Here is a 14,211-nt window from a genome sequence, read left to right as displayed (position 1 = left end):
GAGGCGTTGCTGACGTCGGTTCCGGGGGTGTTCCGTGGTGGGGTGAACGATGGTCTGCTGGCGGCGTTGGGGTTGGCGGTGGCGCGGTGGCGTGGCCGTGAGCGGGTGCTGGTGAGGCTGGAGGGTCATGGCCGTGAGGAGGTGGTGGTGCCGGGGGCTGATCTGTCGCGGACGGTGGGTTGGTTCACGAGTATGTTCCCGGTGCGGCTGGATGTGTCGGGGGTGGATGTGGATGACGCGTTTGCCGGGGGTGAGGCTGCGGGTCGTGTGGTGAAGGCGGTCAAGGAGCAGTTGCTGGGGGTTCCGGACCGGGGTGTGGGGTTCGGTCTTCTGCGGTATCTGGACCGTGAGGCGGGTGGGGTGCTGGCGGGGGCGGCGCAGCCGCAGATCGGGTTCAACTATCTGGGGCGGTTCTCGGCGTCGGACATGCCGGAGGAGTTGCGGGGGCTGGGGTGGACGCAGGTCGGTGAGTTCGACGAGATCGAAGCCGGCCTCGACACGGGCATGCCGGCCCTGTCCCCACTGGAGATCGGCGCCTACGTCACCGACGGCCCGGACGGCCCGGTGCTGGAGACGACGTTCTCCTACGCCCCGGGTGTGTTCGACGAGACCGACGTGGCCGGGCTGACCGAGCTGTGGCAGGAGGCGCTGGGCGCGCTGGCCGCGCATGCCACACGGCCCGGGGCGGGCGGGCTCACCCCCTCCGACCTGCCGCTGGTGACCGCCGGCCAGAGCGAGATCGAACGGTGGGAGGAGCGCTACCCGGGCCTGTCCGACGCCTGGCCGCTCACCCCGCTCCAGTCCGGCCTCCTCTTCCACACCCTCCTCAACGGCGACGACGCCGGCATGGACGCCTACCAGATGCAGTTGGTCTTCCACCTGTCCGGGCGGGTGGACGGCGAGCGGATGCGGAAGGCGGGCCAGGCGCTGCTGGACCGGCACGCCAACCTGCGCACCGCGTTCGTCTCCGCCAGCGAGGGACTGGTCCAACTGGTCCTGGACGAGGTGGAGCTGCCCTGGCAGGAGGTGGATCTGCGCCGGTTCTCCGAGGCGGACAGGGAGGCGGAGCTCGAGGCCCTCCTCGCCCGCGACCACACCGTCCACTTCGACCCGGCCGCTCCGCCCCTGCTCCGGCTGGCGCTGGTCCGCCTGACCGACGAGCGCAGCGAACTCATGCTGACCGCGCACCACGTCCTCTTCGACGGCTGGTCGGGCCCCCTGCTGATGCAGGACCTGCTGCGGCTCTACGCGTCCTCGGGCGAGCAGTCGGCATTGCCCGCCGTCGCCGGTTACCGGGACTTCCTGGCCTGGCTGACCCGGCAGGACCGGGCCGCCGCGGCCGACGCCTGGGCCGCGGAACTCGACGGGGTCGAGGAGCCGACCCTCCTCGAACCGGCCCTGCCCGACGTGCCGCAGACCACCACCGCGGGGCTCGGGCACGTCGAGATCGCACTCGGCGCCGAGGAGACCCGGGAGCTGACCCGCCGGGCCGCCGAACTCGGTGTCACCGTCAACACCCTGGTGCAGGGCGCCTGGGCCCTGGTGCTCGGACAGCTGACGGGACGGCAGGACGTGCTGTTCGGCGCCACCGTCTCCGGACGGCCGCCCGAGGTGCCCGGCGCCGACGCCATGATCGGCATGTTCATCAACACCCTGCCCGTCCGCGTGCACCACACCACCGGCGAGTCCGCCCACGACCTGCTGAGGAGGCTCCAGGACCGGCAGACCGCGCTGCTCGACCACCATCACCACGGGCTCACCGACATCCAGCAGCGCACCGGGCTCCCGGCCCTCTTCGACACCCTCGTCGTCTTCGAGTCCTATCCGATGGACCGCGTAGGCATCGCCGCGGCCGGCGACGCCGCGGGCCTGGTGTGCACGGGCGTCCGGCCCTTCTCCGGCACGCACTACCCGCTGACCGTGATGGCCGTGACCGCGCCCCATCTCCAGTTGGGCCTGGACTACCGTACGGAGCTGTTCCGGCACGAGACGGTGGCCCGCATCGGCGACCGGCTGCTGCGTGTCCTGCGGGCCCTGGTGGCGGACCCCGACCGCCCCGTCGACACGATCGACACCCTCGGGACCTCCGAACGCACCTGGCTGCTGGAGGAGCTGACGGCCACCGGCACCGAGGTGCCGGACCTCACCGTCCCCGAGCTGTTCGAGCGGCAGGCGGCTACGACCCCGGAGGCGGTCGCGGTCGAGAGCGGCGGGTCGTCATGGACGTACCGCGAACTCGGCCAGCGCGCCGACGAGGTGGCGGACGAGCTGGTCCGGCGGGGCGCCGGTCCCGAGTCCGTGGTGGGTCTGGCCCTGCCCCGGACGCCGGACCTGGTTGCGGCACTGCTGGGCATCCTCAGGGCCGGAGCGGCGTATCTGCCCATGGACCCCGCCTATCCCAGCCACCGGCTGGAACTGGTGCTGGAGCAGGCCCGGCCGCTGCTCGTCCTCACCGACACCGACACCGCCGGGCGACTTCCCCTCGGCCAGGTCCCCACGCTCTGCCTGGACGCGCTCGACGCGTCCGACGCTCCCGACGCGTCCGCGGCCCCGCCGGCCCGCCCCCGGCAGGCGCCGCGCCCGGACAACCTGGCGTACGTGATGTACACCTCGGGTTCCTCCGGCATCCCCAAGGGAGTGGGGATCACCCACCGCGGGGTCACCAACGGCCTGGCCGGCCTCATGGCCGCGCTGGGTGTGCCGCCGGGCGTCCGGACACTCGCGGGCACGTCGGTCAACTTCGACGTGTCGGTCTTCGAGATCTTCACCACGCTGTGCTCCGGAGGCACCGTCGAGATCGTCCGCGACGTGCTCGAACTGGGCGAGCGGGGCGGCTGGAACGGCGGGGTGATCAGCGCCGTGCCGTCCGCATTCGCCGAACTCGTGGAGCGGATCGCCGGGAAGGTCCACGCGGACACGGTGGTGCTCGCCGGCGAGGCACTGCCCGGCAGCCTGGTGGAGCGCATCCGCAGCACCATGCCGGGAGCCCGCGTCGTCAACGGCTACGGACAGAGCGAGAGCTTCTACGCCAGCCTCTGGACTCTCGCCGCCGACGACGACTGGGACGGCGCCGACAGCGCCCCCATCGGCGCCCCGCTGGGCAACATGCGGGCGTACGTCCTCGGTCCCGCGCTCGTCCCGGTCCCGCCCGGCGCCGTCGGCGAGCTGTACGTCGGCGGGCTCGTCGGACGCGGCTACCACGGCCGGCCGGGCATGACCGCGGAGCGCTTCGTCGCCGACCCGTTCGGTCCCGCCGGTGAGCGCATGTACCGCACCGGCGACCTCGCCCGGTGGACGCCCGACGGACAGCTCGCGTACGCCGGACGCGCCGACGCGCAGGTGAAGGTCCGCGGCTTCCGTGTCGAACCCGGAGAGATCGAGGCCGCGCTCGCCGGCCACCCCGACGTCGGACGGGCCGTGGTCCATCCGCGCGGTGACCGGCTCCTCGCCTACGTCGTCCCCGAGGCGGACCGACCCGCGCCGGACGCGGGTGAACTGCGCCGGTACGCGGCCGAGCGTCTGCCGTCGTACATGGTTCCGGCCGCCGTCGTCCCGCTGGACCGGCTGCCGCTGATGCCGAACGGCAAACTGGACCGCTCCTCGCTCCCCGAACCGGCCTACACCGGCGAGGCGTACCGGGCGCCGGAGACGCACGAGGAGCGGCTGCTGGCCGGGCTGTTCGCCGAGGTGCTCGGCCTCGACCGGGTCGGCGTCGACGACAACTTCTTCGCCCTGGGCGGCCACTCCCTGCTGGCCACCCAGCTGACCGGCCGGATCGGTGACGCCCTGGGCGCCGAGCTGCCCATACGGACGCTGTTCCAGTACCCGACGGTGGCCGAACTCGCCGTCCGGCTCGGCGAGGACGGCGCCCCGGCCTTCGAGGATCCCTACGCCCGGGTGCTGACCATCCGCTCCGGCGGCGACCGCGAGCCCCTGTGGTTCATCCAGCCCGGCTTCGGTCTGAGCTGGTCGTACCTCAGCTTCGCCCCGCACATCACCGACCGCCCGGTGTACGCCTTCCAGGCGCAGGTGTTCGGCGGCGAGGCCGCCCCCGAGACGGTCGAGGACGTGGTCGACGACTGCATCCGGCGGATGCGGGAGATCCAGCCCGAAGGGCCGTACCACGTCCTCGGCTGGTCCTTCGGCGGCACCGCGGCCCACGCCGTCGCCACCGAACTGGCCCGCCGCGGTCACGAGGTCGGCCTGCTCGGTCTGCTCGACTGCGCGCCCGCCGACTACTTCGACGACGCCGAGATGCTCCCGCAGCAGGACGTCGAACACATCCTGGAGGACTACATCGGGCACATGGTGGGCGCGGACGAGTACCGGCGCGTCCTCGAGAACTCGGCCCTCGCCCTCATGAACCACGTGGCGATCCTCCAGAAGTTCACCTCCCCGCACTACGCGGGGGACGCGGTGTTCTTCCACGCCACGCAGAACCCGCACGACCTGTACGCCGGGGACGCCGGACACTGGGCACCCCACATCGGCGGCACCGTCGACTCGTACGACATCGAGACCGGCCACCCGCAGATGTGCGACCCCGGACCGGCCGCCGAGATCGCACGGATCATCAACCGCAAGCTCGCCGGCGACTGACGACGACGCGGCAGACGGGCGGTCCGCACCGCGCGTCTGCCGCGTGCTCCGGACGACGGGCGCCGGACGCCGGCCCGGAGGCACGTGAACGGGGCGCGGCCACGGCCGCGCCCCGTTCACGTCGATGCCCCCGGCGGGGGCGTCCTCACCGGTTCGTCACCAGACCACGGGCAGTTCGGACAGCCCGTACACACCCTGGTCGCCCTTGAAGCGCAGCTCCTCCAGCGGCACGGCCGCCTTCATGCCGGGCATCCGGGCGAGCAGCGAGTCGAAGACCACCTGGAACTCCAGCCGGGCCAGGCTCTGTCCGAGGCACTGGTGCGGGCCGTGCCCGAACGCGAGGTGGTTGCGGGCCGTCCGGTCGATGTCGAACGTGCCGGGGTCCTCGAACACCGACGGGTCGTGGTTGGCGGCGAGACCGAAGCCCACCACGCCCTCGCCCGCGGCGATCGTCTTGCCGCCGATCTCGATGTCCTCGGCCGCGACCCGGACCATGGCGAGTTCCGACACGGTGAAGTACCGCAGCACCTCCTCGACCAACCCCGGCGTGAGCGAGGGGTCCGCCCGGACGCGCTCCATCTGCTCCGGGTGACGAAGCAGCAGCGCGATGCCGAGAGCGATGGTGCTGGCGGACGTCTCGTGTCCGGCCACCAGCAGAAGGAAGGCCAGGCCCATCAGGGACATGCGGTCGTAGTCACCGCTCTCCCGGCCCTTGGCTATCTGCCGGCTCAGCAGGTCGTCGCCGGGCTCCTCCTCCTTCTGCGCGATCAGGTTCATCAGGTACCCGGCGAGTGCGCCGAAGGCTTCGTCGCGCTCGCTCTCCGACGTGGTGATGCTGACCAGGCGCGTGCTCTGGGACAGGAAGAACTGGTGGTCGCCGAGCGGCACGCCGAGCTGCTCGCACATCACCAGCGCGGGCACCTGCACGGCCAGCTCGGCCACCAGGTCGGCGGGCTGCGGGCCGGCCAGGACGGCGTCCAGCCGCTCGTCCACGATCCGCTCGACGGTGGGCCGCAGCTCCTTGATGCGCTTGGCGGTGTACTCGGTGATCACCTTGCGGCGGACCTCACCGTGCGCCGGCGGGTCCAGGTTGATCATCGTCTGGATCGGCTGCTCGGTCGGCTTCTCCAGGCTGAACAGCGGGTAGCCGGGGTGCCGGTTGTCCGAACTGAACCTCGGGTCGCCGAGCATGGCCCGCACGTCCTCGTAGCGGGTCAGCGCCCAGACCTCGTCGTTGTTGGGCAGCTGGACCCGGGCGACCGGCTCCTGCCGCCGCAGCCGGTCGTAGGCCTCGGGCGGGGAGAACGGGCACTGCCGGGTGAACGGGATCCGGTCCTCGACCGGCGCGTTCTGCTCTGTCATGTCAGGGAGCCCTTCAATCGGTGGGTGGTTCGGATGCGGACGGGCAGCAGGACGAGGTGACCGCCCTCACCGGGCCGGCCCGCGTACTCCAGTTCGTCGCGGCCCACGTGCCGGGCGCGGCGCCCAGGCAGCCGTGCGCGCCGCCATCGAGGACGAGATGTGGTCCGCCGGGCGGAGTCGGCCATCGGGACGAACCGGTCACGCCCGGCCGGTCGGGCGGCGTCGGCGGGCCCGGCAGCACGGCCCGCACCGGCGGGCCCTCCTGGCGCAACGCGGTGCGGCCGTCGACGGCGTTACCCACTCGCTCGGGACGCAATTCCACGGGAAGAGGAGGGGGCACGGCTTTCCCTTCTGGGTGCGAAGTGATTCCGTAGACGGTGCCGGAAGATTCCCGGACGGCGACCCGAAAGAAGCGAGGGCGCGGTATCGCTTTCACGGGACCGCGTCGACCGGCGGACTCGCGAATTGCGATGTCGAGCACACTACGATGCGGTGCGCCATTCCGGCTATCGTCGCTCCGGCGCCAGGACGGCAGAGTCCGAACGGCCAGGCAACCCTTGACCCCCAGGCCCCGTTCCGGCCCAACGTGTCCCGTCGACGGGACACGCTTCCTCGACGACCCGATACCCGCGTGAAACCGGTGTCGGCATCCGAGACCAGACACAATCTGGCCAACCGAAGGAGTAATCGTGTCAGAAGGAAAGACGGCGGTGTCCGGCGGCAAGGCGGCCACCACGCGGCGCTATCTCATGTGCCGTCCGACGTACTTCGACGTCACCTACTCCATCAACCCGTGGATGGAGCCCGGCAAGCCCAGTTCGGCCCAGGTGGGCGTCGAGCAGTGGAAGCGGCTGCACGACACGTTCGTCACGCTCGGGCACGACGTGCAGCTCATCGAACCCGTGGCGGGCCTGCCCGACATGGTGTTCGCCGCCAACGGCGCGACCGTCGTCGACGGCAAGGTGCTCGTCGCCCGGTTCCGGCACGAGCAGCGGGCCGACGAGGCGCAGGAGTACCTCGACTGGTTCCGCTCGCGCGGCTGGAGCGAGGTCGAGCAGGCCCGGTACGTCAACGAGGGCGAGGGCGACTTCCTGTGCGCCGGGGACGTGCTCCTGGCGGGCTCCGGCTTCCGCAGCGACGTGCGGGCCCACGACGAGGCGCGTGAGTTCTTCGGCCGCGAGGTCGTGTCGCTGATGCTGGTCAACCCGCGCTTCTACCACCTGGACACGGCGCTCTCGGTGCTCGGGGACGGCGAGGTCATGTACTACCCGGAGGCGTTCTCCGCCAGCAGCCGCGCGGTCCTCGCCGAGCGGTTCCCGGACGCCGTCCTCGCCGAGCCCGAGGACGCGGAGGTCTTCGGGCTCAACGCCCTCTCGGACGGCCGGCGGGTCTTCATGCCGCGTCAGGCCGCCCGCCTCGCCGACCGCCTGCGCGAGCGCGGCTACGAGCCGGTCGGCGTCGACCTGAGCGAACTCCTCAAGGCCGGCGGCAGCGTGAAGTGCTGCACCCTGGAACTGCGCGACTGACACACCCCAGGGGTGGAGCCCCGCCGTCCTGTCGGCGGGACGGGGGCGGGCCGCCGGGCGCCCCGCCCCCGCACACGCTGTTTCCCGGTTCACCGGCCGCCGGTCGGGAGGTATGTTCGAGAGCGGCCGAATCCACTCGAGCGACGACCGGCAGAGAAGGATTCACCAGAACCGGGGAGCGCACGCCGATATCCACGGCGGTCCCGTTTTCCAAAGGCGTCTCTCCGCATCCCGGCCGTTCATTCGGAGGAGCTTCACTTCCTCTTCCGGTGGACCATTCAACGCACTCCTCCCGCCCGGTTCCGGAAATGTCCCGGGCGTATTCCGACCTCGTGAACGACCAGCGTGCAGGAGAAGGGAAAATGGCGCATTCCATCACCCGCCGGCCCCGTGTCTCGTCCAGGGCCGCGCTGCTGCGGGGCAACAGCCTGGGAGAACTCTTCCTGCTCGCTCGGGAACGCGGCGCCATCGACCTGGCGGTCGGTACCCCGGGCTATCCCGAGCCGGCCCCCGAGATCATCGACGCCGCGGCCGAGGCCACGCGGAGCGGCCGCAATCAGTACGACCACCCCTCCGGCGACCTGCCGCTGCGCGAACGGATCGCGCGGACCCTCACCACACCGACCGACCCGGCCACCGAGCTGACCGTGACCGTCGGCGCCACCGAGGCGCTGTGCGTCGCCCTGCTCGCCACCGTCGACCCGGGCGACGAGGTCGTCCTCCTCGACCCGGGGTACGAGCAGTTCACGGCCGCGATCGCCCTGGCCGGGGCGGTGCCCCGCTTCGTGCCGTGCCAGCCGCCCTCCTGGCGCCACGACCCGGCCGACCTGGCTGCCGCCTTCGGTCCCCGCACCCGGGCCGTCCTGCTCAACTCACCGGCCAATCCCACCGGCCGGGTACTGGACCGCACCGAGCTGGACGAGATCGCGGCGCTGTGCGAGCGTTGGGACGCCACTGTGATCTGCGACGAGGTGTACAGCGCCTTCGTCTTCGACGGCAGGCCCCACCTGTCCGTCACGGAGGTCCCCGGCCTCGCCGAGCGGAGCATCGTGGTCGGTTCCCTCTCCAAGAGCCACGCCATCAGCGGCTGGCGCCTGGGCTTCCTGCGCGCCGACGCCGCCCGCACCGAGGTGCTCCGGCGCGTCCACGAGGTCACCACCAACGGTGCCGCCACCCCGCTCCAGGTCGCCGTGGGCATGGCCGCGTTCAGCGTCGACACGGACACCACGTCCCGGGAGATGGAAGCGCGCCGGGACCTGGCCCAGGAGATCTTCTCCCGCAAGGGCATGAAGTTCGCCCCGGCCGAAGGCGGCTGCTTCCTGTTCGCGGACGTCGGCAACCTCACCGGCGGCCGCCACGACGGCCGGCGGTTCGTCCTCGAACTCCTCGACGAGGCCGGGGTGCTGATCGTGCCCGGGGCTTCCTTCTTCGCCGACCCCGCCCGCGGCGAGCAGTACGTACGCATCGCGTTCAACCGGCGGACCGACCTCCTCCACGAGGTCGGACGCCGGGTCCTGGGCGACTGACGCCGACGACCTGGGGGAGAGACCGAATGAGTCAGTACACGGCCGGTCAGCTGGGACCGCTTCCGGACTTCCTGCTGGAGGGCACCGAGGACGTGACCCGCATCGTCACGCCCGCCGGCGACAAGATGTGGCTGGTGCGCGACTACGCGCTGGGGCGCGCGGTGCTGACCGACAAGCGGTTCAGCCGGGCCGGCGCCCTAGCGCCCGAGGCGCCGAAGTTCAACGACGCCCAGCCGACCCCCGACTCGATGATGAGCATGGACGGCGACCGGCACACCCGGCTGCGCCGCATCGTCAGCGGGGCCTTCTCCACCGGCCGGATCGCCGCCATGGGCCCCTTCGTGGGAGAACTGGCCGACCGGCACCTCGACGCGATCGCCGCGCACGGACCGGGCGCCGACCTCGTCGAGCACCTCGCCGCGCCGCTTCCGCTGGCCGTACTGTGCTCGGTGCTCGGCATCCCGCCCGAGGACAGCGCCCGCTTCCGGGACTGGGTCGAGGTCCTCTTCGACATCTCGGCGAGCGAGCCGCGGGAAAAGGCGCGCCGGCGCGTCGAACTCGCCGCATACATCACCGATCTGGTGGGACACAAGCGGCGGCAGCCTCAGGACGACCTGCTCTCGAGCCTCATCGAAGCCCACGACCGCGGTGACCTCACCATGAGCGAGCTGCTCACCCTCGGCCTCACTCTGCTGATGGCCGGTTACGAGACCACGGTCGGACAACTCGGTCTGTCGGTCCTGTCGCTGCTGTCGGACCCCGTCACGCACCGCGAACTCGTCGCACGGCCCGACGCGATCGCGCCGGCCGTGGAGGAACTGCTGCGCGTCAACCCGGCCACCCCCCTGGCCTTCCCCCGGGTCGCCCTCCAGCCGGTGCGGCTGGGCTCCGTCACGGTCCAGGCCGGCGAGGCCGTCATGGTCGCGCTGCTGCACGGCAACCGCGACGCCAAGGTCTTCGCCGAACCGGAGTCCCTCGCCCTGGCCGGCCAGGACGGGGTCCACCTGACCTTCGGCCACGGCGTGCACCGCTGCCTGGGGGCCCCGCTGGCCCGGCTCCAGGTCCGCGCCGTCCTCGAACGGCTGCTGCACCGCTTCCCCACACTGCGGTTCGCGGCCGTCGACACCCCCGTGATCTGGAAGGACGGTCTGGCGACCCGCGGGCTGGCCCGCCTCCTCGTCGACTGGTAACCCCCGCCGAGCGCCGCCGTCACCCACGCCAGCCGGACGTGCCGCCCCCCAGGCACGTGCCCAGACCCGAAGCGAGAAACACGTGTCCGCAGAGCACGCACGCACCGAGGCCGGATCCGCCTGGACACCGCTCGACGTCGTCGGCACGGCCTTCACCGAGCCTCTCCGCCGCTCCCGCACCGCCCCGCCACCGTCCGTGGACACGGAACGCCCGGCTGCCGAGGGGCCGGCCGCCGAGCGGGTGAGCACCGACGAGCCGGCCGCGTCACGGGATCGCCTGAGCGGTCTGGGCCGGGCGGCCCTCGCCGACGCCGGACGGGCCGCCGACGAGCCGGTGGGCCTCGTCCTGGCGGGCGGTGGAGACGACCGGGAGGCCCTCGCCCGGGAGACCGCCGACACCCTCGCCCTGCGCGGCCCCGTACACACCGTGCCCGGAGGCCGGCTCCGGCAGGCCGTGGACCTCGCGGCCGCGACCCTGGACACCGGCGCCGTCGGTGCCGTCCTGGTCCTGCTCGCTCCCGGCCCCCAAGGACCCGCCGGCGCCGCCGCCCTGATGCTGTGCCCGGCCGACCGGGCCGACGCCTTCGGCCACCGCGCCCGTGCCACCCTGCGCACCGCCGAGGACCTGACGGCCTTCCTCGCCGCGCCGGTGGCCGCCCCCGCCTTCCGCGGCACGACGGTGCCGGTGCCGCTGTCCGGCGCCGATCGTGCGGCCGTGGGGGAGCGAGCTGCGCGGCTGCGCACGCACGCCGACGCGCACCGTGCGCCGCTGCCCGCCCTCGGACTGGCCATGGCGGAGGCCGGCGCCGACGGGCCGTTCCGCTCCGTCGTCCTGGCCGACACGCACGAGCGGCTCGACGACGAACTGCGCACGCTCGCCGAAGGACGACGCAGCACCACCCGGATCGACGCGGTCGCCGAGACCCGCGAGCGGACCGTGTTCGTCTTCCCCGGGCAGGGCTCCCAGTGGGCCGGCATGGCCGCCGGGCTCCTGGAGACCTCGGACGTGTTCCGGGCCTCCGTCGACGCCTGTGCCGACGCCCTCGCGCCCTTCGTCGACTGGTCCCTGCACGAGGTGCTGCGCGGCGCGCCCGGCGCCGCCTCCCTGGACCGGGACGACGTCGTACAGCCCGCGCTGTTCGCCACGATGGTGGCCCTGTCGGACCTGTGGGCCTCGTTCGGTGTGCGCCCCTCGGCCGTCGTGGGGCACAGCAACGGCGAGATCGCCGCCGCGGTGGTCTCCGGCGCCCTGAGCCTGGAGGACGGCGCACGCGTCGTCTCACTGTGGAGCAAGGCCCAGGCGCGCCTGGCCGGGCGGGGCGGCATGCTGTCCGTCTCCGCGGCCGTGACCGACCTGGAGCCCGGGCTGGCCGCCTGGGGCGACCGGGTCGCCGTCGCCGCGGTCAACGGCCCGGCATCGGTCGTGCTCTCCGCGGACCGCGAGGCCGTCGACCTGCTGCTGGCGGAGTTCGCCGCCGACGGCATCGACGCGAAGCGCATTCCGGTCAACGTGGCCGCCCACTCCCCGCTCGTCGAGCTCATGCGCGAGGAGATCCTCGCCGGGCTGGCGCCGGTGCGGCCGCGCGCGTCGAGCGTGCCCTTCCACTCCACCGTGACCCGCACGGTCCTGGACACCTCCGCCCTGAACGCCGACTACTGGTACGCCAACCTGCGCGGCACCGTCCAGCTCGACCCGGTCGTCCGCGGGCTCGCCGACCACGACGCCTTCGTCGAGGTGAGCCCCCACCCGGTCCTCACCATGGCGCTCCAGCAGACTCTGGACGACGTCGCGTCGCCCGCCGTCGTGTCGGAGACCCTGCGCCGCAACCAGGACGGCGCCACGCGCTTCCTGACGTCACTGGGACGCCTGCACACCGCCGGCGTCCCCGTGGACTGGCGGCCCGCGTACGGGCCCGGCACCGCCCCCGCCGACGTGCCCCGCGACGTGCCGGACCCGGCCCCCGCCGGCCCTGCCCCGGCCGGACGGCCGGACGGCGCGGACCGGGAGGAGACGGTCCACCGGATGCTGGAACTGATCCGCGCCGAGGCGGCCCTGGCACTCGGCCTCGGCGCGGACACCGACGTGGACGCCACGGGCGCCTTCCGCGGCCTGGGCCTCGACTCGGTCATGGCGGTGGAACTGCGCAACCGGCTGGTCGCGGCCACCGGCCTGCGCCTGCCGGTGACCGTGCTGTTCGACCACCCCACCCCGCAGCGGCTCGCCGATCACATCGCCGACCTGCTCACCGGTGCCGACCCGCACGCCGCGCCCGCCGCCCGCCGCTCCGTCGGCACCGACGACCCGGTGGTCGTCGTCTCCATGGCCTGCCGCTTCCCCGGCGGAGCGAACAGCCCCGACGACCTGTGGCGGCTCGTCGTGGACGAGAAGGACGTGGTCTCGGACTTCCCCGGCAACCGCGGCTGGCACCTGGACACCCTTTTCGACCCCGAGCCCGGGCGGGCCGGGAAGTCGTACACCCGGCAGGGCGGTTTCCTGTACGACGCCGACCTGTTCGACGCGGAGTTCTTCGGGATCAGCCCGCGGGAAGCCGTCGGCATGGACCCGCAGCAGCGGCTCGTCCTCGAGACCGTCTGGGAGACCCTGGAACGGGCCGGGGTGAGCACGGCGGAGCTGCACGGCAGCAACACCGGCGTCTACCTGGGAGCCATCGGCCAGGACTACGGCCCCCGGCTGCACGAGGCGGACGACACGGCCGGCGGCTACCTGCTCACCGGCAACTTCACCAGCGTGCTCTCCGGCCGGGTCGCCTACACCTACGGCCTGGCCGGCCCCGCTATCACGGTGGACACCGCCTGCTCGTCCTCCCTGGTGGCCGTGCACCTGGCCGCCAGGGCGCTGCGCCAGGGCGACTGCGACCTGGCACTGGCCGGCGGGGTGACGGTGATGTCGAGCCCCGGACTGTTCGTGGAGTTCAGCCGGCAGCGGGGGCTGGCGCCCGACGGCCGCTGCAAGGCCTTCTCCGACACGGCCGACGGCACCGGGTGGGCCGAGGGCGTGGGGCTGCTGCTGCTGGAGCGGCTGTCGGACGCCCGGCGGCACGGGCACGAGGTGCTGGCGGTGGTGCGCGGTTCCGCGATCAACCAGGACGGAGCCAGCAACGGCCTGGCAGCGCCCAGCGGTCCGGCGCAGGAGCAGGTCATCCGCTCGGCCCTCGTGGACGCCGGTCTGTCCGCGGTGGAGGTGGACGCGGTGGAGGCGCACGGGACGGGTACGCGGCTGGGTGATCCGATCGAGGCGCAGGCGCTGCTGGCGACGTACGGGCAGGGCCGGGAGCCTGAACGTCCTTTGTTGCTGGGGTCGTTGAAGTCGAACATCGGTCATGCGCAGGCCGCGGCGGGTGTGGGCGGGATCATCAAGTCCGTTCAGGCCATGCGGCACGGTGTGCTTCCGCGGACGTTGCACGTGGATGAGCCGACCTCGCACGTGGACTGGAGTGCGGGCGGGGTGTCGCTGCTGACCGAGGCGCGGCCGTGGCCGCAGACGGGCAGGCCCCGCCGGACGGGCGTCTCCTCCTTCGGGATCAGCGGCACCAACGCCCACGTGATCCTGGAACAGGCACCCGAACCCGCCGAGACCCCGGAAACCTCCCCCGGCACACCGGCCGCGCCCGGCGCCGCGGTGCCCGGTCCCTGGCTCCTGTCCGCGCGCGGCGAGGACGCCCTGCGCGCCCGGGCCGCCAGGCTGCGCGACCACGTCGCCGAGCACCCCGAGGAGTCCCTGGCCGACATCGGGCTGACCCTCGCCACCGCGCCCACCCGCTTCCCGGAGGCGGCCGCCGTGGTGGCCGAGGACCGGGAGGGCTTCCTGCGGGGCCTTGCCGCGCTGGCCGCGGGGGAGCAGTCGCCGGACGTCCTGCGGGGCCCGGCGCCGCGTCCCGACGGCGGCACCGCGTTCCTGTTCACGGGGCAGGGCAGTCAGCGGGCCGGTTGCGGGCGGGAGTTGTACGAGCGGTATCCGGTGTTCGCGGCGGCGGTGGAGGAGGTGTG

At 72.9% G+C, this 14,211-nt stretch carries 6 protein-coding genes; 5 read left to right on the top strand and 1 reads right to left on the bottom strand.

Annotated features, from left to right (window positions below; all coding sequences use genetic code 11):
• Positions 1-27 precede the first annotated feature (27 nt).
• Complete coding sequence (locus EV562_RS34840) at positions 28-4,599, top strand: amino acid adenylation domain-containing protein (protein WP_347877083.1); 4,572 nt, start codon at positions 28-30, stop codon at positions 4,597-4,599.
• A 156-nt stretch (positions 4,600-4,755) separates the two neighbouring features.
• Here EV562_RS34840 and EV562_RS34835 read toward each other — a convergent pair whose 3' ends face one another.
• A complete protein-coding gene (locus EV562_RS34835; RefSeq protein ID WP_133890868.1) occupies positions 4,756-5,961 on the bottom strand; it encodes a cytochrome P450 in 1,206 nt (401 codons plus the stop codon).
• 689 nt (positions 5,962-6,650) lie between these two features.
• On the opposite strand from EV562_RS34835, the gene ddaH reads away from it, so the two are divergent.
• From ddaH to EV562_RS34815, 4 genes are all read left to right on the top strand, one after another.
• On the top strand, positions 6,651-7,487 hold the full coding sequence (gene ddaH, locus EV562_RS34830; protein ID WP_347877082.1) for a dimethylargininase: 837 nt from the start codon (positions 6,651-6,653) through the stop codon (positions 7,485-7,487).
• Between the two features lie 362 nt (positions 7,488-7,849).
• A complete protein-coding gene (locus EV562_RS34825; protein WP_133890867.1) occupies positions 7,850-9,013 on the top strand; it encodes a pyridoxal phosphate-dependent aminotransferase in 1,164 nt (387 codons plus the stop codon).
• 26 nt (positions 9,014-9,039) lie between these two features.
• Positions 9,040-10,203, top strand: a complete 1,164-nt coding sequence (locus EV562_RS34820; RefSeq protein ID WP_133890866.1) for a cytochrome P450 — start codon at positions 9,040-9,042, stop codon at positions 10,201-10,203.
• 82 nt (positions 10,204-10,285) lie between these two features.
• Positions 10,286-14,211, top strand: a 3,926-nt coding sequence (locus tag EV562_RS34815) for a type I polyketide synthase (RefSeq protein ID WP_208298493.1), incomplete at its 3' end; no start/stop codon positions are given.

Source organism: Streptomyces sp. BK208 (assembly GCF_004364245.1).
Classification (GTDB): domain Bacteria; phylum Actinomycetota; class Actinomycetes; order Streptomycetales; family Streptomycetaceae; genus Streptomyces.
Note: the sequence above shows the minus strand (reverse complement) of the source record. Positions and strands in the feature narration are given on the sequence as shown.